This is a genomic window from bacterium, assembly GCA_017744355.1.
Taxonomy (GTDB): Bacteria; Cyanobacteriota; Sericytochromatia; order S15B-MN24; family UBA4093; genus JAGIBK01.
Genome location: JAGIBK010000001.1, coordinates 735,805 through 757,486 on the forward strand (window position 1 = coordinate 735,805; position 21,682 = coordinate 757,486).

The window sequence follows — 21,682 nt, forward strand, 5'->3', positions numbered from 1 at the left end:
AGGTAGCGCCCATCCCTTGCTGAAGCTGCTTCGTCAGCTGGCCACGATGTTTCGGAGGAAGCCATGAGTACCGATCCCAAGGTCATCGAGGTCCAGCGCTTCGTGGAGGAGCACCTGGCGAGCAAGAGAGCCCTGACCTATCTGGATCTCCTGGCCGTTCGTGATGCGCTCAAACCCTACGTCGAGGATATGAACGACGCCGGCTGGTACCTGGACTGCGAAAGCTCCTATTCCCAGCTCCGAGCCGAATGGCAGGAAGTCAACCGGCAGCTCGAGCGCTACCGCCACGACGCCCTCCAGCGGTGGAGAGCCAGGAAGTAATCCCCCAGCAACTCACCCCGAACCTCGCCCGTGTCATCGAAAGGATTCCATCATGCCTTTGATTCTGGATGCCGCCGTCCCCGACATTCCTCCGCCCTCCGAAACGACCGCTGTCTTCGTCCCGAAGGGTGGCGATGCCGCTGGCGCCTTGGCCCCCATCGCCACCCGGATTCGCGAACTCGCGAGCGATGCATCGGTTCTCGCCATCGTGGATCAGCCCAGCCTCCAGGCTGCTGCCGACATCCTGGCCGAGGTGAAGGGCGCGGCCAAGCAACTGGACGGCCTCAAGGCGATCTTTGTCACCCCATTGGAGACGGCGGCCAAGCTGGCGAAGAACCAGTTCAAACCCCTCACCGACCTGTTGGACGTCACCGAAAAGCGACTCAAGGAAATCACCAAGGCCTACCTCGAGGCCGAGCGAGCCAAGGAGGTGCAAGCCGCGCAGGTCCGGCAGAGCGAACTCATCGGTTCGGCCTCCGCCCCCGAGGTGGCGGGGATCGCCGCCACCGTTCCCACCTACGTCGCGCCGCCGCCCAAGGCCGCGGGGGTCTCCATGGCGAAGCACTGGACCTACGACATCGAGGACATCCGGGTACTGGCGCGAGCTCTCGCCGACGGCACCGTCCCCGAGAGCTACCTGCAGGTGAACTCGGGTGCCCTGCAGGCGGCGATCCGGAACGGCGCACGGGAGATTCCTGGGCTGCGCATATTCCAGGAAGGCCGGGTGGTCGCGAGATGATTCCTGCCGACAAGATTCGCCACGTCGTTTTTCGACGGGACCCAGCCATCGTCCAGCGCATCGAGGGCAGGCTGATCGAGGCCTATGGCAACGAGTCGATCGCTCTCTGGGAGAAGCCCCGAGCCTCGGGCATCTCCGACTGCGAGCGAGCCCAGGTGCTCAAGGCAAGTCTCCCCGAGGGGACGATCGTCAAGAAGCACCTGCGCAACTTCCTCTCCACGCGGATCGGAACCTTCGTCCACGAACTGATCCAGGAGGCCGGCTGGGGCGAAGAGGCGATTGCCGAAGAAACGATCGAGAACGCCTGGCTTCGCGGCCACTCCGATCACCGTTTCGTCGCCGACGGGATCCTGGTGGACTACAAGACCGCATTCGTCGATGACTGGTTTGACGTGGCGGTCGGGATCCGCCCCCAGAAGACCGAGCACGTCATCCAGGCCAACTGGTATGCGGTCATGCACGGCTGCTCGATGGTTGCGATCGTCTACTTCAATCGAAACCTCAAGCTGACGGAGCACCTGCGCCGGACCACGGAATGGGGCCGCCTGCTCGAGCACGATCGTGGTGCCAGCGAGACGCTCACGGCGATCGCCTTCCAGGCGGATCCGGCACTCGCACGGGCCGCCGACCGGAAGGCCGCGCGCATCCTCGACCACGTCGCGGCAGGAACGCTGCCCGCGTATGACGCGGCGGCGGAGATGCTCGTGCCCTACAAGGGCGAGTGCCATTTCTGCGAGGTTCGTCAGCTCTGCCGCCAGGCCAGGGAATCCGCGCAGGTCTCCGAACCCGCAGCTCCGGCGCCCGATGATGACGGTTCTCGAGTCGAGCAGTGGAACACGCTCGTCGTCGAAGACGGACGAGCGATCCGGGTTCAGTGGGAGAGCTGGCCCTCCAAAGTGGTCGGCACGACCCACCGTTCGGACATCCCGTGGGCGAACCTCAAACCTGGCGATCGCCTGGATCTCGAATGGGATTACCTGAACCCGAAGGGGCCTCGCTACCTCGAGGACCTGGCGCAGGCCATCAAGGTCGTTCACCGGGACACGGACGCCTTCCTCGGATACTTGCCGGCCACGAAGTCCTCGACCGCCGGGAAGGTCTGCGCCCACCTGCACCGACTCGGCCTCGTCGACGGTCGCGCCGGCGACGCCTTTGCCATCATCACGGAGGTAACTGGCGGGACCGAGGACAAGGCCAACCGCGGCATCAACATCCAACTCACCCTCTGCGCCCCAGAGGCCCCGCCGTCCGAGACGGCAGCCCCCACCCCAGCGCCGGCGATCGCCGGCAACTGAAGAAGGAGATCGCCATGGCCCTCATGACCCAAAAGTCCGAGTTCAAGCAGATTGCTGCCGGCACCTACTATGCCGTGATCCAGTCGATCGGCCCCAAGACCATCCCCGATGGCAAAGGCGGCGAAGCCAGTGGCGCCGAATGGAAGTTTGCCCTCGGCAGCCAGGGGCCCCACTACGGGGACGTCGCCGAGGCCTTCACCAGCCTCGCCTGGTCTCCGCGTTCGAAGTGCTATCAGTGGGCGACGAGCCTCCTGGGCTACGCCCCCGATCCCGAGGAGCCGATCGACATCGAGCAGTTCATCGGCTACGAGTGCTACGTCATCGTTGCCCAGGACCCCAACAAGCCCGAGCGCACTAAGGTGACCAGCCTCCAGCGGGTGATCCGCGAGGCTCCTCCACTGCCGGCGCCCCCTCGTCCGGCGCAGACGCCATCCCCGGCGACTGCTGCCGCACCGGCCGCCGCCGGCAGCAAGGGGAAGGCCAAATCGGCCGCGGCAGCGCCGGTGGCACCGCCTCTGCCCGCCGCTCCCCCCGAGGACGCTGACGACCTCGACTTCTAGTCCCGCTTCGCGAGGGGCCCGACCGGTCCCTCGCACCGAATTACCTCAACAGCCGGAGATTTTGCTCCAGGCTGCGCGCCGCCGCGCGCCATTCGACCCTGCGAGGAACGATGAGTTTCACCCTACATCCCTACCAAGCCGAAGGCATCGAAGCCCTACGTCGCGCCATGCGAGCCGGCCATCGCCGGATCCTGGCCGTCTGCCCCGTGGGCGGCGGCAAGACCGTCATGTTCTCCTCCATCCTCTCCGCAATGGTCGCGAAGGGCGGGACAGGGCTCGTGCTCGTCCACCGCGAGGAGCTTCTCGACCAGGCCAGCGACAAGCTGACCCGAGCGGGTGTCGCTCATGGGGTCATCAAAGCGGGGCGCAAGCCTCAGCCCTGTTGGCCCGTGCAGGTGGCGAGCGTCCAAAGCCTCATCCGTCGTCCCATCCCGCCGACCAATCTGGTCGTCATCGACGAGGCGCATCGGACCATGGCCGCAAGCTACCGCCAGCTGCTCGAGCGTCTGCCCGACGCCACGATCCTCGGCTTTACCGCCACTCCTTACCGGACAGATGGCAGGGGGCTCGGAGACATCTTCACCGAACTCGTCGAGATTGCCACGCCGAGCCAGCTGCTCGAGATGGGCATCCTCGTGCCGCCCCGCGTCTTTGCGCCTTCTTCTCCTGACTTGGTCGGCGTGCGCACCACAGCCGGTGACTACAACCAGAAGGACCTGGTCCTGCGCGTGGACACCCCGCGCCTCATAGGCAGCGTGGCCGATCACTGGGGCCGCATCGTGCGGGGCCGACTCTCGGTCGCGTTCGCCGCGTCCATCGAGCACTCGAAGCATCTGGCTGACGCGCTCCAGGGTGTCGGGGCTCGGGCCGTCCACGTGGACGCCGATACCGATTCGGACGTCCGCAAGACGTACCTCGATATGCTCGCTCGAGGAGAGCTCGACGTCGTCACCAACGTCGGGCTGTTCACCGAGGGGTGGGACCTTCCGAAGCTGGGCGCCGTGATCGTCGCGCGCCCCACCCAGAGCACCGGCCTCTGGATCCAGATGTGCGGCCGCGGCGCCCGCTCTCACGAGGGGAAGACCGACTATCTCCTGGTCGACCATGCGGGCAATGTCCAGCGGCATGGTTTTCCGGACGAGGACCGCGTCCATTCGCTCGAGGTGACGCCCCGCCGTCAGGCGGCCCCCGTGAAGAGCTGTCCCCGCTGCTTCCTCGTCGTTCCTTCCGGGACGCCGAGCTGCCCCGGATGCGGGATGAATTTCGGGGTTGCCGCCGGAGCCGGAGGCGATCGCACGCCCGAGGTCGTCGCGGGCGATCTCGTCGAACTGCAAGACAGGCCGGAGATCCCGGTATCGCCGAGCGTCCGTCGCCGTCAGCAGGATTACCTCCGCTGGCGTGCCGAGGCCTGGATGAACGGCTGGAAACCGGGCTATGCGTCCCATCGCTACCAGGAGAAGTACGGCGTCTGGCCGGTCAAGATGATCACCGCCGCCTGGGACGAGTCCCGGGCACTCGAGATCGCTGCCGAGTTCGACATCCGTCCCCGTCGCGCTCTCCTGGGCGGACTGAGGGAGGCGTAGCCATGGCGCAGGAACGACTCTTCCCACCGGCCCAGACGCCGGTGCAGATGGGCCTCTCGGGCGCGGACCCGGCGTCGCCCTTCTATCGCCAGCCGTACTCACCCGAGATCCTCGACCTCGAGATTCCCTACTTCATCAAGCGCTGCCGGTGGGCGATCCGCGAGATCGCCGAGGCCTGGCAGGCTCTGGTGGAGCTCGGAGCCGAGGTGCCGAGCCGTGAGGCTCGGATGTACCAGCGAATCGCCGAGCGCTACACGGAGTTCTCGGCAGATGAGGCGTCCGCCGGGGTCCCGATCTCGGCCGCCCAAGTGACGGAGGTTCCTCATGAGAGAAGCTGAGATCCAAGCCGCCGTGCTCCGAGTGCTCGGCGCCCGGCCCGACCTCCGACTCTGGCGGGCGAACTCGGGGGCAGCGATCGATTCCCGCACGGGGCGAATGGTCCGGTTCGGCATCCCTGGGCAGGCCGACCTGTCCGGGATCCTCGCCAGCGGACGGCGCCTGGAAATCGAGATCAAGGGCCCTCGTGGGAGTCAGACACCCGAGCAACTCCACTTCGGCGCCATGATCACGAGGTTCGGCGGCCTCTACGTCGTGGCCCATTCCCTGGAAGAAGCAGTGTTCGCCGTCGAGGAGGCCCTATGAATTCCCACTACGCTCGTCTCAACCGCATCGCAGGGCAGCCTCGCCGACTTGAGGCCGCTCAGTTCGCCTACCACCAGGGCGACGACGTCGAGGCCATCTACCTCCTCCGCTGGGGATCCGTCCGATTGGCTCGGCTGTCGCTCGACGGGCACGAGACCACGCTGGCTCATTTCGGCGAGGGCGTCTGCTTCGGAGAGGCGGAGGTCCTGCTCGGGCTCGAAAGCCGGGAATGCTTCGCTCAGGCAACCTGCGATGTCGTCATCGCGCCCATCCTCTTGCGCAACCTCGGTCCCGATGACATTGCTGAACTGAATCGCCTGGCCGTGAACCGACTCTACCGGGCTCAGCTCTGCATGGCGGAGATGATTGGTCAGCACCCGTCCAAGCGCGTGGCCAGCCTCTTGCGCTACCTCTCGAGCCATGGGGCGACGATTCGCCTCTCGCACGACGAGATCGGCATGACCACCGATTGTCCGAAGGAGGTTGTGTCGCAGACCTTGCGGCAACTCGCCAAGGTGGGTGCCGTCGCCGTCGAGCGCGGGGCGATCAAGGTTCTCGACCGCCGTCTGCTCGAAGCGTAGGCGGCAAATGCAGGAACGTATCTTCCATACCGAGCATGCCCTCGAGATCGCGCGGCTCGGGCTCCCGGTCTTTCCACTCTGGTGGCCCCGCGATGGCGGCTGTGCCTGCCGCGCCGGCCGGGAGTGTCGGCAACCCGGGAAGCACCCGCGCATCCTGGGTTGGCAGCAGGAGGCGACGACCGACGAGACCAAGATTCGCCAGTGGTGGGCGCACTGGCCCATGGCGAACATCGGGGTGGCAACCGGCCGCATCACCGATTCGTCGCACCCCGGGACCATGGTGCTCGACGTCGACGCCGCGGCCGAGGGCATCGAATCGCTCGCCGCGCTCGAGGCTGCCCACGGTCCACTCCCGGAGACGGTAGAGGTCCTGACGGGACGCTCCAACCTCGACGGCGTTCGCGGCCGCCACATCTACTTTCGGCACCCCGGTCTGCCCCTCGGGAACTCGGTCAAGAAGCTGGGCCCCGGGCTCGACCTTCGCTGCGACGGGGGGCTGGTTGTCGGTCCCGGCAGCGTCCATGCGAGCGGACAGGTCTACGAGTGGGAGATCGCCCACCATCCGGAGGACATGGCCTTCGCGGAGGCTCCGCGCTGGCTGCTCGACCTCATCCTGATTGGGACGCGGCAGATCCCGGTCACGAACACGACCGCCTGGACCGAGCCCGATGGGCTTCCGCCCGTCGAGGTCCGCATCGAACGCGCCAAAGCATGGCTCGCCGGCCGTGAGCCGGCAGTCCAAGGCCAGGGCGGCAGCAGCCACACGATGGGCCTCTGCTCCGTCGTGACCCGTGGGTTCGCCCTCGAGCGTGACGAAGACGCCCTCGAGGCCTTGTCGGACTGGAACGCTCGCTGCGCCCCGCCCTGGGATGATCGGCCCGAGGCCAAGGCTGCGGATAGCCTCCTGCGGAAGATCCGGGAAGCGAGAACCAAGAGCTACATCTGCGGCATCGCCGACAAGCTCCAGCCGCCACGGCGCGCCTACTTCGGCAGCCAGCTCACGAGCGCGGTCGAGGCCGAGCAACCGGAACCAGGCGAAGCGGAAGAGGTCCGGATTCTCGCCATCACGGGCAGCCATGGCGAGCTGCCGAACCTCGTCAAGGCTTCCGAGCGGGCGCTGCGCATGCAGCCGATCTATTCATTCGGCGGCAGCCTCGTGACCGTGCGCAGCGGCGCGGGGGGCCCGAGCCTGCTCCTGACCGCCAAGGATCACCTCCGACTCATGGTCAACCAGGTCATCGGATTCGCGAAGCCCGCGGGCAAGGAGTACCGACCATGCTGGCCGCCCGACGAGGTCCTCGGTGGCTTGCTGAACAAGGGAGCTTGGGACCTGCCTGAGATAACGAGCATCGTCGAGACCCCGACTCTGCGACCCGACGGAACGATCCTGGATGCGCCCGGCTTCGATGCGCAGACCGGGATCATGTTCGTTTCGGGGGCCGAGGCCTGGGAGCCCGTTCCGGACGAGCCGACCAAGGACCAGGTCGAGGAGGCCTTCCTGTGGCTCAACGAGCCGTTCGTCGACTTCCCCTTCCAGGCTCCCCACCACCGGGCGGCCGCGGTCGCCGCGCTCATCACCGCGGTCATCCGTCCGGCGATCGCCGGCCCCGTCCCGATGTTCCTGTTCGACGCGACGACGCCAGGAACGGGCAAGGGGCTGCTCGCCAACGTCATCTCGATCGTGGCGACCGGGCGCCGGGTCCCCATCATCTCGCCCGTGTCGGACGACGAGGAGATGCGCAAGCTCATCACGTCGCTCGCGATGGAAGGCGCGCGGATGGTCGTCTTCGACAACGTCGCCCGTTCGATCGGTGGCCCCGCACTCGATGCCGCCCTCACGTCGACCTGGTGGAGGGGCCGTATCCTCGGCACGAACCGCACGTTCAGCGGTCCTCTCAAGCCCTTCTGGGGCGCGACCGGGAACAACATCCCGGTGAAGGGCGACATGGTCCGGCGCGTCGTCTCCATCCGCATGGCCTCGATGGTCGAAGACCCCGAGACCCGGCAGGACTTCGTCCATCCCGACCTGCTGGCCTGGGTCCGGCAGAACCGGTCCGAGCTCGTGAAGGCCGCTCTCACCGTCGTGCGTGCCCACGTCGTCGCGAGACCCGAGCGCCCGGCCGGGTTGCCGCGGCTCGGCGGTTTCGAGGAGTGGGACGACCTGGTTCGCGCACCCCTCGTCTGGCACAGGCTCCCGGACATCCTCGAGGGCAAGAAGGAGATTCGCAGGCAGGACGGCGAGACGATGGCTTTTGGTGCCGTGCTCGAGGCGTGGCACAAGCTCTTCCGCAACGAGCCACGGACCCTCCAGGTCGTCAAACGAACGACGGACGGCAATATGGATGGCGACGTCGGAATCCTCCGCGATGCCCTGATCGAACTTGCGCCCAGCAAGGACGGCAAGGATTGGGATCCCGTCCGCGTGCGTAGCTGCTTCCGGCGCTACCAGGGGCGGGTGTTCGGTGGCCTGTGCCTGTCGGTCGGCGATCGTGCGAAGTCGGGGATGAGGTGGTGGGTGGACAGCATCGACCCATGAAGGGTGTAGATGGTGTAGATCCAGGCCCAGGGGTGTAGATCGCGAAATCGATCTACACCCCTATTTTTGGCGCCAGCACTTAGTTTCGGCCAGGTGGGTGTAGATGGTGTAGATCTTCTCGAGCCTCGAGAAGGGCCAGAAACAGCCCCCATCCCATGTGTCATGGATCATGTGTTTCTATTCGCGTTTTGGCCAGAGCGGGGGAAACTCCTACACCGCTACACCTCCTACACCCTCTGCAACCAAGTTCCTCGAAAATTGTTCAAGTAATTCTCGAAAGACCCCCATTTCAGATTGACCACGACTCATGAGGGGACTTACGCTGGATATCAGGTTCGATTGGGTGAGCGTCGCTGGCCCCGCTGGCGAGGCCGCACGGCAAGGCGCCGCCCCACGCAAATCGGTTCGTCCGACAACTCAGCTCGACCGTGACACTTTGCCCGCTCGGGGGCCTCGGCCCTACCTGATGCGCGCAGCGTCCGGCGAAGCCATGCGAATTTTCAGGAGTCCAAGATGGCAAAGACGAGACGAGGAACCAGCAAGCGCGGAGGCCGCTGGCAAGGGGCCCGCAATCAGGCGGCCCTGAACCAGAAGATCCAGCGCCAAAGCCAAACCCCGGGCGGGCTGCTGGCAGGCGATCGTGGGCAGGTCGCACTCGTGACGAGCACGCTCTCCCACCTGAGCTACCGCCACCCCGTCACTTATGGCCGGTTCGAGCTGGTGCCCGCACCCCCGGCCGTCATCAATTTCTGATGCCGAAGCCGACTCCCAAGACGGCCGAGGCCGCCGCGGTCTGGGTCGCAATCGGCGAGTTGACGCCGTGGGACCAGAACCCGCGCAAGAACGAGGCCGCGGTCGAGAAGGTCGTCGAGAGCATCCGACGCTTCGGATTTGGCTCGCCGATCCTCGCCCGACCAAACGGCGAGGTCATCGCCGGCCACACGCGGCTCAAGGCCGCCGAGAGGCTCGGCCTCGACCGAGTTCCCGTCCGCTACCTCGACCTCGATCCCGCCGACGCTCACCTCCTGGCGCTCGCCGACAACAAGCTCGGCGAGATTGCCGAGTGGGACGAGTCGCTCCTCGCCGAGATCCTCAAGGACCTCGACCCCGAGGACGCCGCTCTCGCCGGGTTCGGTGCCGAGGAACTCGAAGACCTGCTGTCCGAGCTCGAGGAGCAGGAGGCCTTCCTGACCGATCCCGATGACGTCCCCGAGGTTCCCGAAGAACCGATCACCAAGCCCGGGGACTTGTGGATGATGGGACGCCATCGGCTGCTCTGCGGTGACAGCACGCGAGCCGAGGACGTCGAGCGCCTGATGAACGGTCACAAGGCGACCATGGTCTTCACCGATCCGCCCTACAACGTGGACTACGTGGGCAAGACCAAGGATGCGCTCAAGATCCAGAACGACTCGATGAGCGACGCGGACTTCTTCCGCTTCCTGCTTGCCGCCTACGCGTGCATGCTCACGCACACCGAGCCAGGCGGCGCCATCTACGTCTGCCACGCGGACTCGGAGGGTACCAACTTCCGCAAGGCGCTGGTCGAGGCCGGATGGCTGCTCAAGCAGTGCCTGATCTGGGTCAAGTCGGCGTTCGTCATGGGGCGGCAGGACTACCACTGGCAACACGAACCGATCCTGTACGGCTGGGCGCCAGGCACCGCTCACCACTGGCACGGCGACCGCAAGCAGAGCACCGTCTGGAACTTTGATCGGCCCAACCGGAGCGAAGACCACCCGACGATGAAGCCGGTCGAACTGGTGGAGCGGGCGCTCGCGAACTCGTCGGTCCGGGGCGGCAAGGTGCTCGACCTCTTCGGGGGATCGGGCACGACGCTCGTCGCCTGCGAGAAGAACGGCCGCTCGGCCTTCCTGATGGAACTGGATCCGCATTACTGCGACGTGATCGTTCGGCGTTGGGAGCAGTTCACGGGCAAGAAGGCCGATCTGGCCAGCGGTCAAGACTCTTTCGCAAGCGCCTGACGCAGGAGCCGTTCGACGACGCCGGATCGGCTTAGCCCCAGGTCCTGGGTCAGCCGATCGATTTCCAGGAGCACGTCGGGAGAGAGGCGGACGGCCACCGGTTGCCCCTTCGCCGAGCCGCCCGCGGCCTTCCGCCCGGCACCGGGCCGGTGACCACCCCTCGGCATCACAGGGCCCACTCGGTCTCGGCGCGATCGAAGCCGACCCATTCGCCACCCTTACCGATCCCGCGGCCCGCGAGCTGCTCCTTGGCGAGCTGGGCCGCGTCGATCTTGCCGGTGGCGATCGCCATCAGGAGCTCATTGTGGGTCATGCCGAAGATGAAGAGCGGGTTGAGTTCGTCAGGGATCGTACCGTTCATCGCGGCGGCGTTGAGGGCTGCGACTTCGGCTTTGCGGTTGTTGCTCTTCATCTCGGTCCGTCCTTTCTGCGTGCGCCTCTCTCGATGGTCAGACATTAGCTCGGAAGCCGCAGGAAATCAACTACAAAATCAAAAAACCTCTGACAATCATCAAAAGAGGTTCGCCATCGCCGTCGAAGGAGGGACGCACCATGGCCACGGCCCCGAAAGGTCGCCCCTCGAAGCTCACGCCCGAGGTCCAGGAGAAAGTCTGCCAGCTGCTCAAGGCGGGCAACACGTTCCGGACGGCCTGCGAGGTCGCGGGCATCGGCTGGAGCACGGGCAGGGAGTGGCGCACGCGGGGCGAGGAACGCCACAGCACCCGGGAGGGCGACGAGGAGTATGCGGCATTTGCAGCAGCGGTCCAAAAGGCCGAGGAGGAAGCCGCCGCTCGCAACGTGGCGCTCATCCAGAAGGCCGCCGCCAACGGCACCTGGCAGGCCGCGGCCTGGTGGCTTGAGCGGAAGTTTCCCGGCGAGTGGGCCCGGGTCGATCGCCATGAGCACACCGGCCCGCGGGGAGGCCCCATCCAACTTCAGCCCGTCATCGACCCCGAGCAAATCAAGGCGCGTATCATCGAGATCGCGAGCGAGCTGGGCTACCAGTTGCCACCGGGTTCGAGCACGGGCGAGGTCATCGAGGTCGAAGCCGAGGAAATCGATCCCGGCTGAGGCCTCGCTCTGACCTCAAATTATTCCACTCCGGAAGGTTAAGGCGAAACTTAACCCTCGAATGTCAACTCACCGACCGGTGAAGCGACGAAACCCTCTGAACGTGTGGTAACACACAGTCACGGAGGGCTGGAACGATGACGAAGACGAAGGTTGTCGGCTACGTGAGGGTCAGCACCCAGGAGCAGGCCTGCGAAGGGCACTCCCTGGCGGCGCAAGAGGCGAAACTGCGCGCCTACGCCGAACTCTACGATCTCGAACTGGTCAGGATCGAGACGGACGCCGGGCAAAGCGGCAAGAACCTCGACCGCCCGGGCTTGCAGCGCGCCCTCGACGGCATGCGGGCCGGGGACGCCGAAGCGCTCCTCATCCCCAAGCTCGACCGCCTGACACGCTCCGTCGCCGACATGGCGCGGCTCATCGATGAGTTCTTCGGTGAGCGGTCGCGCCACAAGGCGGCCTTGCTGTCGGTGGCCGACCAGATCGACACCCGCACGGCGGGCGGACGCCTGGTGCTCAATGTGTTGGTGAGCGTGGCGCAGTGGGAGCGCGAGGCGAACGCCGAACGGACCAAGGCGGCCCTCGACCACAAGAAGTCCAAGGGCGAGTACGTGGGGGGCACGCGTCCCTTCGGGTTCGAACTCGACGGCACGCGCCTCGTGGCCATTCCCCAAGAGCAAGAGGCCATCACCCTCATCCTCGATCTACGGGGCCAGGGGCACACCCTCCGTGAGATCGCTGCTGAACTCACGCGGCGAGGAATCGGGACCAAGCGGGGCGGCCGCTGGCACGTGCAGACCGTCAAGAACATCCTTGCTCGGAGCAGTAGGTAACTTCCGATCAGCCTGATGCCTGCCCCCAGGGCCGAGCCAAACTCGGTTGCTGCTGCAGCGTCTTTTGGTGGCTTCCAAGGCCTGAGATCGCCTCAGCCTCAAGCCGATCGGCGAGCTGTTCAGCCCAGCCGCTCCATGTACCGAAGTCAGAATCCGGCAAAGAGGATGACGCTTCGGATGACGCATGCGATCGGGCGAACGCAATGAAAGCCCGAATGTCCCTGGCCTCGGTCCACTGGGCCAGCCTGACTTGAAGGTCACCGCGCCGTTTCTGCTCGAGTTCCCGTCTCCTCGCCTCCTCCTCCCGCCGTCGCGAAGCCTCAAGCCACTCCTGGTGCTCGCGCTCGCGCCTCTCCTTGTTTAGCCGCATTGCTTCTGCCGCATCCAACAGTGCTTCCACGAACTTGCTCAGTAGCAACTCGACTCGCTGCTTCTTTCCGTCGGCAAAGGTGCTCCGTGCGTTGAATCCGCTCCTGATCTTCAGGGCGAGCTTCCCGTTGGGAATCCGCTCGTACTCCGGCTTGTTCGACACCCACTGTCCCGGCTTTGGCCGAGGGGGCGGCAGCTTGACGATATCGACGAGTTCTTCGATGCCGAATTCGACGAAGAACGCGCCGATGTGAACTCCGGTCTTGCTCGGCACGATTCGTTCGGTTGGAGTGCCATAGCGGTGTGAATCCCGAACGGATTCCCTCGTTGGCTCCGTGACCTCGACCGCATACCCTCGAGCGCTGAGCGCCTTGAGCAAGGCGTCCATGACCCGAAGGCCCCGATCAAGAGCCTCTCCTGTGGCTCGCAAGTCAAGGCAGGCCTCACGCTGGAACAGCTGATCCCAGCGATCCTCCGATTTCCTCAGGTGACGCAACGCCTTCTTGATAAGTGGATGGGGGTTCGTGAGGTCCAAGTCGACGGGAATCGGGGCTTCCCGCGGTCGTTTCTCACGACGCTCCCTGATGACGTCCCCATCGGGTTCTCGCCACCTGCTGACCCGGTGTTCGGTCACCTGACCCGGGCTCGACGGCAGGAGTGGGCGCATCTTCACCGCAATGCCCGCGGCTTTCTTTGCCCAATAGCCCCTACCCGGCTTAGGGATCTCCAATCGACGGCAGATTTTGGCGAGCGCAACGTCGGATATGCCGTACTTCTTGGCTACTTGCTGTGTTGGAGCAGACCAAACCTGCTCGTACAGTTCTTTTCGACGATAGACAACGGTTTCCCATGGCATTTCCACTACCTCCTCGATGTCTGTCTGATCACGCATCAAATCGCTGCAACTTCGGTCGATTAGCCCCAGGAGGAGCATAACCATGGGGAATCTATCGGCCAAGGATCGCGCTGCCAAGGAGGCGGAGCTCGACGCCCTGCTCGCGACTCTCGCGGCCCATAGCCTGAGGGAGTACATCCAGCAGGCCTGGCCCATCATCGAGCCGGGGACGCCGTTCACCCCGGGCTGGCACATCGACGCGATCGCCGCGCACCTCGAGGCCGTCTCCAAAGGGCAGATCCGCAAGCTCCTGATCAACATGCCGCCGCGGCACATGAAGAGCCTGGCGGTCTCGGTCTTCTGGCCGACCTGGGAGTGGATCACCAAGCCCGAGCTGGGCTGGCTCTTCGCGAGCTATGCGATGTCACTGGCCGTTCGCGACTCGGTCAAGTGCCGCCGCATCATCGAGAGCGCCTGGTACCAGCGCCGCTGGAGCGACGTCTACCAGCTCACGGGCGATCAGAACGTCAAGAGCCGCTACGACAACACACGGATGGGCTACCGCGTGTCGCTTTCGGTGGACAGCGCCGTGACGGGCGAGGGCGGCGATCGCATCGTCATCGACGACCCACACAACGTGCGCGAGGCCGAGTCCCAGGCCATCCGCTCGACCACCATCGCGTGGTGGCGGGAGGCCATGAGCACGCGGGCCAACAACCCCAAGACCGTCGGTCGGGTGGTCGTCATGCAACGGGTCCACGAAGAGGACCTCTCAGGCTACGTGCTGGCCGCCGAGGAAGGATGGGAGCACCTGTGCCTGCCCGCCGAGTTCGAGCCCCGGATGCAGGCCCACGTCACGGCGATCGGCTGGCAAGACCCCCGCCAAGAGCCGGGCGAGCTGCTGTGGCCCGCCCAGTTCGGCCCCCGGGAGCTTGCCGACCTCAAGGTAAGCCTGGGCAGCTACGGCGCCGCCGGCCAGCTGCAGCAACGGCCCGCGCCCGCCGAGGGCGGCATGTTCAAGCGGGTCTGGTGGCGCTTCTGGCACCTGCCAGGCCAACCATTGCCGCCGGTCACGGTGCGCCTACCGGACGGCACGACCCACCAGTGCCCGGTGATCGCCCGTCCCGGCGCCTTCGACCTGGTGCTGCAGAGCTGGGATCTGGCCTTCAAGGACACGAAGGCTTCGGATTACGTCGTGGGGCAGGTCTGGGGGCGTCGGGCTGCGGATAAGTTCCTGCTCGACCAGGTCCGCGACAGGATGAACTTCCCCGAGACCCTGCAGGCCATCCTCGAGCTCTCACGCCAGCATCCCGACGCCACCACCCGCATGGTCGAGGACAAGGCCAACGGCCCGGCCGTGATCGCGGCCCTGCAGAGCCAGATCTCGGGGCTGATCCCCGTGGAGCCCCAGGGCTCCAAGCAGGCCCGAGCGGCGGCCGCGAGCCCCCAGGTCGAGAGCGGGAACGTCTACCTACCGCACCCCTACCTAGCACCCTGGGTCGAGGCCTTCATCGAGGAGCACGCGTCGTTCCCGAAGGGTAGCCACGACGACCAAGTGGATGCCACCAGCCAGGCCCTGAACCGCCTGGGGACCGGTATCGAGGAACCGGATCCGGTCTACGGCTTTGCCGATACGACCTTCGATCCCTTCAACAGCCCCGTGTAACGCACAAATCAACCAGGAGGAATCCTGATGGCCGGCATCTTCGAGGTCTATCGCCCGATTGAGCCGGCCACCGGCAACCCGGGCCTGGTGACCCGTCTGGTGCGGATGGTTCAAAAGGCTTGGGCGCGCCCGGCCGACGCGGGGGGCACCACCGAAGCCGGAACCAGCGCGACCGCATCCCCCGCCGTCGAGCAATTCGAACTCTGGAACCTCCGTCACGAGCGGCGAGCCATCATCGCGGACCTGCGCCGGCTCTACGACGAGGATCCGCGCTTCGCTAGGGCCGTCCGCAAGCTCGCCCGCGAGGCCGTTCGCAAGGGGTTCCGGGTGACAATTGCCGAGACCCCCGATCAGCAGGCGCTGGCCCAGCGGAATGGTCGTGCCCTCGCGGTCCTGGAGCGCACCATCGCGGAGTGTGGATTGACCCCCAGTCGGCTGCGCTCGTGGGCCCTGACGCTACCCCTGGAGGGCGATCTCTTCATCCAGCGCGTCGCGGTGGGCAACCGGGTGGTCGACGCCAAGCGCATGCCCAGCGCCTCGATGGAGCGGATGACCGACTCGCAGGATCGCTTCTTCGACGTCAACCGGGCCTTCGCCCAGATCGACCTCCAGGCCAACGCGGACATCGCCCAGTTCGCGCTCTGGCAGATCCAGCACGAGCGCTGGAGCCACCTCGACGGCGATCGCTACGGGCGTAGCGAGTACCTGCAGCTGCGCCGGCCGGCCCGTAACCTGCAACTACTCGAGCAGGCCCAGGTCATCCGGCGCATCGCCCGGGCCGCACTGCGCCTGTTGCACCGGGTGGGGAGCAAGGACAAGCCGGGCCTGGGCCGGGACGTGGAGGACTATAAGGCGCTCAACAGCCTCGCAGGCCAGGGGGGTGGCCTCGATCCCACCGTGGCCCTGCGCGATTACTTCGGCAACGGTCTCACCGACGTCGTGCCGATCCCGGGCGATCCCAACGTCCACGAGATCGCGGATCTCGAGTATTTCCGGGACTCCTTCGCCAGCGGTACGGGCGCTCCCAAGGCAATGTTGGGTTGGGCCGATCGGGACATCAACCGCGACATCCTCAAGGACCAGATCGAACAGTGGCTCAAGGAGGTCCAGGATCTCACGGACGCCCTCAAGAATGTCGTCCGGGGCATCCTCGACCTGGCCCTGCTCCTCGAGGGCATCGATCCCGCGACCGTCCCCTACGACCTCGTCTTCAGCCAGAACAGCACGGAGACGCCCACCGACCGGCAGAACCGAGTGGCCCAGGCCCTCCAGGCTGGTCTGATCCCCCTGCGGGTGGCCGTCGGGGCCATCAGCGAGGACTACGACTTCGACGACATCGATTCGGTCCTGTCTGAACTCCAGGCCGAGCGTGACGAGAAGCATGCCCGGGCGCTCGCCCTACTGCACCAGACCGGTATCAAGCGGCCGGACGGTGATGCCTCGGAGGTGCGGGAGCACCCCTCAACGGTTGCCGCCAAGGGAAAGGAATCAAGCCGTGCCAAGCCGTCAGCAACCCCCCGGTAACTCCAGCGTGCTCGTGGACGCCGCGAGACTGTCGCGGTCGTTCTCCGAGATCTACGAACTACTCGACCGAGCAGCTCCGGGTTCGGGGGCCTTCTGTGGGGGCCACCAGGTGGGGTTTGCCCGCTCCGAGGGGCCCAACCCCTACCTCTGGATCAAGGATCTCAGCTCGAGCGAGGTCGTAGTCGGATGCTGGGGCTGCCAGGGCCTCTGGCAGGCCCATTACACGATCAACGCCGATGACACGGTCACCTTCGGCCAGGCCCTCAAGGTGGCCGAGCGCTTCGTACCGGTCGAGGGCGAGGAACTGACCGACGCCCTGGCCGTTGCCGAGGGCGAAATTGAATTCCTCGACGCTGCGGCCCCGGACCGGGGGCCCCGGATGCGGATCCTCTCGACCAAGGCCAACACGGTCATCAACGGGCGGGTCTATCCCCTGGTGGTCTTGCGATCGGCCGTGGCCGAGCTGCGCACGAAGGTGCGCACCGGTATGGTCTGGGCCGAGTGCCCTCACCCCCGTCCCATCAAGAAGGACGGTCAGGTGGTCGGGTTCGAGAGCAATCCCGATCGCCGCACCAGCCGCATCACGAACGTCGAGATCAACGACCGCGGAGAGGTCTGGACCGAGCACGAGTTCCTGATGACGCCCCTGGCGCTCGAGGTTCACGGAAGCTTCCAGACTCGCGCCGGCAAATACGGCATCAGCCAGCGAGCGATCGGGCGCACCGAGCTACGGCGACTCTCCGGCCGGGACCTGAAGGTCTCCGCCACCCTGCAGCTGGGAGCCTATGACTTCGTGCCAAATCCCGCCCTTACCGACACCGTGAGCTCCTTCGAGGTCCTGCTCGACGCTGATCTGCAGCCCCGCGCCGACGACGACGAGGTCGAACCCGAGGAAGACGACGAACCTGCCACCGATCCCGCTCGTGAAGCGGGCACTGCCCCCACGGACCCCGCATCACAGGAGGGACCTTCAACCATGACTCTGAACCCCCAGCAACCGTCCAATCCCGTCGCGGCGTCCATCCCGGCGCCGGCATCCCAGGCAATCGCAGCGGCGCCAGCACCCGTCGCCAGCATCCCCTCCGCCGAGGACCTCGCGACTCTTAGTCAGGCCCGGGCCATCATCGAGGCGGACACCCGCCGGCGCGAGGCCGAGGCCGCTCGCGCCGAGGTGGCGTCCTTCGTGGCCTCCCCCGAGGTGGCCTCGGCTCTGGCGGGGTTCCCGGAGCCGGCCCAGCTGTTGATCCGCGATCGCATCGGCACGGCGACCTCGCGGGCCGAGGCCGAGACCACGCTGGCCGCGGAGGTCGACCTGGTCAGCCGCATCACCAGCGTCGCCAAGCTCGCGGCCATGGGGTACGGTCAGCCGGCCGCCGGACATGGGGCCACGACGTCCACGGAGACCCATACGGTGGATGTGAGCGGCGTCGAGGTGACCGGTAACCCGAAGCCCCACCTCGAGGTCGCCCGGCGCTTCGGCGAGGCCTACGATCGCCATGCCCGTCGGACCTCCAATTTCATCCCCGATCCCGGCCTGCGGACCGCCAACCAGGACCTAATCAACCAGCTCCTGGCCAAGGCCGAGAGCGCCCACGGTCGGGCGCTGCTCGATTCGGCCGAGGCCCTGCTCGACAGCAGGGGCGGCTGGGAGGCGTTCACGGACTCCGCCAGCGACAGCACCAGCAACCTCTGGAACCAGCCCACCATCTCGACCGTGCTGTTCATCCAGCAGTTCCAGGACCTGGTCTTCGGGCAGTGGGTCGATGGCATGGGTCCCGACAACTTCGAGCGCCGCAACTTCAACGGCAAGGTCGGCAGCGTCCTTCGGGTGCCGATCGAGGTCTACTCCGCACCGGCCAATTCCCTGTCTCTGCCGGGGTACGACAACGGCCTCCTGGTCGGCGAGGATGCCGGCATCCCCGAGGCCTCGGTCGAGACGGTGTGGCTCGAGTTCGCTCCCCAGTGGCGGCGTGTCGCGGCCAGCCTGACCAAGGACGCCGCGCAGGCGCTCCGGAACGGGCCGCTCAACTACGACGCCCTGGTCCGCATCGTCTACCACATGACCGAGGACAAGAAGCGGCGGTTGGATAGCGCCCTGGCCGAGGAGATGCTGGCCATCGCGGACGAGTATGGGGCGATCGCGATCAACGGTGAAAGCGTCGCTGCGCCCAATCTCATCGCCAATACCGGAGCCACCAAGTTCTACGGGAGCAGCGTCACCTTCTACGCCAAGCTCGTCGGGTCGGGGACGGTCGGGGCACCCAACATGGATCCCCTGGTCCGGGCCCGCCGGACCGTCACGCTGCCGGCCAATGGTGCCCCGGTTCGCTCGACCCTCTACCCGACCCTGGTGACGGCCCCGCCAGGCCAGATTCAGGGCTACTTGGATGCCAACAGCCAGATCGTCGATGACCCCGCCAATCCCGGGGCCACCTTCGCAGTCGACTTCAACAACGGCCGCATCTGCTTCAATGCGGCCTCGGGCGTCGATGCCACGCATCTGCCGACGGTGTCCTACACCTACGTGACCAACTACGACACCTTCAGTCCCATGGTGCCGGCTGGCGTCGAGAACGCGCTCTACTACAACCGGCTGCTCGAGCAGATCGACAACACCGCGGCGCTGATGGGCAGCTTCCCGCGCTTCAAGGCGCCGAACCTCTGCATCGGTTCGCTGAAGGCGATGACCCGGGTGATCAACGCCCAGGTCTTCTACAAGTTGGCCAGCCCGGACGGCTCGTCCCTCTCGGCCACCTCGCGGAACATGATCGCGGAGCGCAACGGCATCATGTTCGGTCGCCACAACGCTCCCTGGAGCGCGGGCGATGGGCGCCTACTGCTCACCCAGCGCGGCTCCACCAAGCTAGGCGTCGATACGCCCTTCGAGATCGAGGGTCCCTTCCCGACCTACGACAGCAACAACCGGATCCGGGATACCAAGATCATCAAGGGCTCCGAGAACTCGATCATCGCGACTCCCCAGGTCACGGACCAGAGCGGCAACGTCCTGAACCCAGTTAGCCGCTCGATCTACTTCCGGTGATCCCCATGAGAGCCATCACGAACCAGACCGGCACTGCCCACTGGGATGCCCACGGCCGCCTCATCCAGCCGGGAGGGGTCATCGCCTTCGAGGCGGGGATCCCGCCCGCGCCAGGGACCAGCGAGTCCTCGGCGCCGCCCATGGAGGACCCGCTCACCACGGTAGCCACCGCGCCTCTGCCGGAGACCAAGGGCGGCAAAGGATCCAGCAAGTAGATCGCACGCTCGAGAGGGGACCTGCCCATGCTGATCACGGACTACCGCGCGACGCAGCGCAACGACCTCCGGGATTTCGGGAACGCCGCGTACTTCACGGACGCGGCGCTCGATGACTTCCATGCCCGGGCCCTCCGGGAATTCGCCCGCTACCGCCCCATGCTGATGCCCTTCACGCTGCAGCTGGTCGCGGGGGAGGAGGTCGTGAGCCTGCCCGATGACTGGCTGGACGTCCACCGCCCCAGCTTCGAAACCACTCTCGGCATCGCCGGAAGCTACTCGTCCGTCCAGATGGGATACGCTCTGCTCTACGCCGCTGCCGAGCAGGGACGTGCCCCCACGGCCGGTCTCGAGATGGACTTCAGTGGCCGCTGGATACCCTACGACCCTTGGCAGCACGGGGTTCCGGACGGCCCCACGTACACCTTCATCTCCACCCGGCCCTCTCGACTGGTGATCCGTCCCGCGCCGATCGCGGACGCCAGTCACCCGATCTTCTACTTCGCGACTCATCGGATGCCAACCGAGCAGGAACCAGGGAGCCTCTCCGATGCGGATAGCGACATCGTCCTGGCCTGGGCCTGCCACCTGGCGTGCGAAGCACTGCTCGGCGATCCCGACATGGTCGAGACCGTCAAGGTGGGCGATCGCGAGATCAAGCGAGACGAGTTCGCTCGGCAGGTCGCGGCCAAGAGCCAGCGCAAGCGAGACCTCGTCGACAAGCTGCTGCGCTACCGGCCGATCGGATCGATGGGATGAGCGCCATCTTCGACCGCACCGTGACCCAGAAGCGAGCCAGGGACGTGGTCCCTGAGCGGGGCATGCGCTACGAGGCCTTCGAGACGGTGGCCACCGGAATCCGATGCTCCATCCAGCTCAAGAAGTCCCGCCGGGCCACGGGCTACCCGGAAGACGACACCGGGTCCGAGCAGTGGCAGATCTTCGTCACCCGGTGCCACGACGGCGACTTCGCACGGAACGACATCCTGGTGGACGATCTCGAGCGCGAGCTGCGAGTCGAGGCTGCCTACCCGACCCCTCTGGGCTGGAACCTTCTGGCCAGCGATTGGACCGTCGGAGCCCGCCGCTGATGGCCGGTCTGCAAGAGGTGGTGGACGCCCTGGTGGGCGAGGTGCGATCGGCGATCGAAGGACTGAGCCATCTGGCGATCGTCTATCCGGGCTGGCCCACCCAGGCGAACCTACAGGACGTCGTCGGCAAGGGGATCCAGTCCCACGTCTCGGTGTACGCCTTGCCGGGCGAACGCAATACAACCCGATTCGCACAGGCCATGGCGATCGAGCGCGCCCCCGTCGTCTCGTTGACGGCCAGCACGGGCCCGGGGGTCGTCTCCTTCGGGGGGACAGTCTCGGGCGATCACAACGTGGCAGTGCGCATGGACCGTGCCTCACCCATCGTCTACGGGGTCCCGGCAGGCACCACTCTTGCCAACGCGGCCCTCGGAGTGGCGGATGCGATCAACGGCGCGATGATTCCGGGAATCGTCGCGTCGGCCAATGGCGCGGTCGTGACCGTCTCGGGCAGCCCGGCGCCTCGTCTGGACGTCATCATAGGGGGGACCGGGAGCCTGATCCGGCTCCTGCGTCAGCAGGAGAAGCATTTCATGGTGACCGTCTGGGCTCCGGGCCCGGACGTCCGGGAGACTCTGGCCGAAGCCATCGACGATCGGCTCGGCACGATGGACCGTCTCCCCCTGTCCGATTTCCCCGGACGCATCCGCTACCAGAGCACCTATGAAGAGGAGCCTCAAGACCGCCTCCAGGTGTTTCGGCGCTCCCTGACCTATTCGGTTGAGTGGGCGCGAACCGTCAAGTTGCCCGCAACGCAGGTGATCGACGCCCGAGTGATGCTCGAGCGATGAAG

23 protein-coding genes are annotated in these 21,682 nt (G+C 66.1%); 20 read left to right on the forward strand and 3 right to left on the reverse strand.

The window, feature by feature from the left end:
- The first annotated feature begins 63 nt into the window (after positions 1-63).
- The 11 genes from J7643_03590 to J7643_03640 all read left to right on the forward strand — a co-directional run bounded on the left by J7643_03590 (position 64) and on the right by J7643_03640 (position 10,242).
- Complete coding sequence (locus tag J7643_03590) at positions 64-321, forward strand: hypothetical protein (protein ID MBO9539656.1); 258 nt, start codon at positions 64-66, stop codon at positions 319-321.
- A gap of 52 nt (positions 322-373) precedes the next feature.
- A complete protein-coding gene (locus J7643_03595; protein MBO9539657.1) occupies positions 374-1,060 on the forward strand; it encodes a hypothetical protein in 687 nt (228 codons plus the stop codon).
- Positions 1,057-2,355 carry a hypothetical protein gene (locus J7643_03600; GenBank protein ID MBO9539658.1) on the forward strand — a complete coding sequence of 433 codons (1,299 nt, stop codon included), beginning with the start codon at positions 1,057-1,059 and terminating at the stop codon, positions 2,353-2,355. The genes J7643_03595 and J7643_03600 overlap by 4 nt, the downstream gene beginning before the upstream one ends.
- A 14-nt stretch (positions 2,356-2,369) precedes the next feature.
- A complete protein-coding gene (locus tag J7643_03605; protein ID MBO9539659.1) occupies positions 2,370-2,915 on the forward strand; it encodes a hypothetical protein in 546 nt (181 codons plus the stop codon).
- A 110-nt stretch (positions 2,916-3,025) separates the two neighbouring features.
- The gene (locus J7643_03610) at positions 3,026-4,498 is read left to right on the forward strand and encodes a DEAD/DEAH box helicase (protein ID MBO9539660.1); all 1,473 of its coding nucleotides are present in this window, start codon (positions 3,026-3,028) and stop codon (positions 4,496-4,498) included.
- A gap of 2 nt (positions 4,499-4,500) precedes the next feature.
- Positions 4,501-4,836 (forward strand): hypothetical protein, encoded by a 336-nt coding sequence (locus J7643_03615; GenBank protein ID MBO9539661.1) that lies wholly within the window; start codon positions 4,501-4,503, stop codon positions 4,834-4,836.
- Complete coding sequence (locus tag J7643_03620) at positions 4,823-5,140, forward strand: hypothetical protein (GenBank protein ID MBO9539662.1); 318 nt, start codon at positions 4,823-4,825, stop codon at positions 5,138-5,140. Before J7643_03615 ends, J7643_03620 begins: the two co-directional genes overlap by 14 nt.
- Positions 5,137-5,721, forward strand: a complete 585-nt coding sequence (locus tag J7643_03625; protein MBO9539663.1) for a Crp/Fnr family transcriptional regulator — start codon at positions 5,137-5,139, stop codon at positions 5,719-5,721. The genes J7643_03620 and J7643_03625 overlap by 4 nt, the downstream gene beginning before the upstream one ends.
- A gap of 7 nt (positions 5,722-5,728) precedes the next feature.
- Positions 5,729-8,257: a bifunctional DNA primase/polymerase gene (locus tag J7643_03630; protein ID MBO9539664.1), complete on the forward strand. Its 2,529-nt coding sequence runs from the start codon at positions 5,729-5,731 to the stop codon at positions 8,255-8,257.
- A 513-nt stretch (positions 8,258-8,770) separates the two neighbouring features.
- Entirely contained in the window at positions 8,771-9,010 is a 240-nt protein-coding gene (locus J7643_03635) for a hypothetical protein (protein ID MBO9539665.1), read from the forward strand.
- The gene (locus J7643_03640; protein MBO9539666.1) at positions 9,010-10,242 is read left to right on the forward strand and encodes a DNA modification methylase; all 1,233 of its coding nucleotides are present in this window, start codon (positions 9,010-9,012) and stop codon (positions 10,240-10,242) included. The genes J7643_03635 and J7643_03640 overlap by 1 nt, the downstream gene beginning before the upstream one ends.
- On the opposite strand, the gene J7643_03645 is transcribed toward J7643_03640, so the two are convergent.
- Both J7643_03645 and J7643_03650 read right to left on the reverse strand, forming a co-directional pair.
- Positions 10,218-10,409, reverse strand: a complete 192-nt coding sequence (locus J7643_03645; GenBank protein MBO9539667.1) for a CopG family transcriptional regulator — start codon at positions 10,407-10,409, stop codon at positions 10,218-10,220. The genes J7643_03640 and J7643_03645 overlap by 25 nt on opposite strands.
- Entirely contained in the window at positions 10,409-10,654 is a 246-nt protein-coding gene (locus J7643_03650; protein ID MBO9539668.1) for a hypothetical protein, read from the reverse strand. The genes J7643_03645 and J7643_03650 overlap by 1 nt, the downstream gene beginning before the upstream one ends.
- 140 nt (positions 10,655-10,794) lie before the next feature.
- On the opposite strand from J7643_03650, the gene J7643_03655 reads away from it, so the two are divergent.
- Both J7643_03655 and J7643_03660 read left to right on the forward strand, forming a co-directional pair.
- A complete protein-coding gene (locus J7643_03655; GenBank protein ID MBO9539669.1) occupies positions 10,795-11,313 on the forward strand; it encodes a hypothetical protein in 519 nt (172 codons plus the stop codon).
- A 137-nt stretch (positions 11,314-11,450) separates the two neighbouring features.
- Positions 11,451-12,146, forward strand: a complete 696-nt coding sequence (locus J7643_03660; GenBank protein ID MBO9539670.1) for a recombinase family protein — start codon at positions 11,451-11,453, stop codon at positions 12,144-12,146.
- Positions 12,147-12,153: 7 nt separating this feature from the next.
- Here J7643_03660 and J7643_03665 read toward each other — a convergent pair whose 3' ends face one another.
- Positions 12,154-13,455 carry a hypothetical protein gene (locus J7643_03665; GenBank protein ID MBO9539671.1) on the reverse strand — a complete coding sequence of 434 codons (1,302 nt, stop codon included), beginning with the start codon at positions 13,453-13,455 and terminating at the stop codon, positions 12,154-12,156.
- Between J7643_03665 and terL the strand changes: the two genes are divergently transcribed.
- From terL to J7643_03700, 7 genes are read left to right on the forward strand one after another with little or no spacing between them, the layout of a single operon-like run.
- Entirely contained in the window at positions 13,454-15,016 is a 1,563-nt protein-coding gene (gene terL, locus J7643_03670) for a phage terminase large subunit (protein MBO9539672.1), read from the forward strand. The genes J7643_03665 and terL overlap by 2 nt on opposite strands.
- 27 nt (positions 15,017-15,043) lie before the next feature.
- Positions 15,044-16,540 (forward strand): hypothetical protein, encoded by a 1,497-nt coding sequence (locus tag J7643_03675; GenBank protein ID MBO9539673.1) that lies wholly within the window; start codon positions 15,044-15,046, stop codon positions 16,538-16,540.
- Positions 16,512-19,583, forward strand: coding sequence for a hypothetical protein (locus J7643_03680; GenBank protein ID MBO9539674.1), 3,072 nt, complete (start codon positions 16,512-16,514; stop codon positions 19,581-19,583). The genes J7643_03675 and J7643_03680 overlap by 29 nt, the downstream gene beginning before the upstream one ends.
- A 5-nt stretch (positions 19,584-19,588) precedes the next feature.
- Positions 19,589-19,798 (forward strand): hypothetical protein, encoded by a 210-nt coding sequence (locus J7643_03685; GenBank protein MBO9539675.1) that lies wholly within the window; start codon positions 19,589-19,591, stop codon positions 19,796-19,798.
- Positions 19,799-19,825: 27 nt separating this feature from the next.
- Positions 19,826-20,557 carry a hypothetical protein gene (locus J7643_03690; protein ID MBO9539676.1) on the forward strand — a complete coding sequence of 244 codons (732 nt, stop codon included), beginning with the start codon at positions 19,826-19,828 and terminating at the stop codon, positions 20,555-20,557.
- On the forward strand, positions 20,554-20,889 hold the full coding sequence (locus J7643_03695) for a hypothetical protein (protein MBO9539677.1): 336 nt from the start codon (positions 20,554-20,556) through the stop codon (positions 20,887-20,889). The genes J7643_03690 and J7643_03695 overlap by 4 nt, the downstream gene beginning before the upstream one ends.
- Positions 20,889-21,680, forward strand: coding sequence for a hypothetical protein (locus J7643_03700; GenBank protein MBO9539678.1), 792 nt, complete (start codon positions 20,889-20,891; stop codon positions 21,678-21,680). Before J7643_03695 ends, J7643_03700 begins: the two co-directional genes overlap by 1 nt.
- The last annotated feature ends 2 nt before the right edge of the window (positions 21,681-21,682 follow it).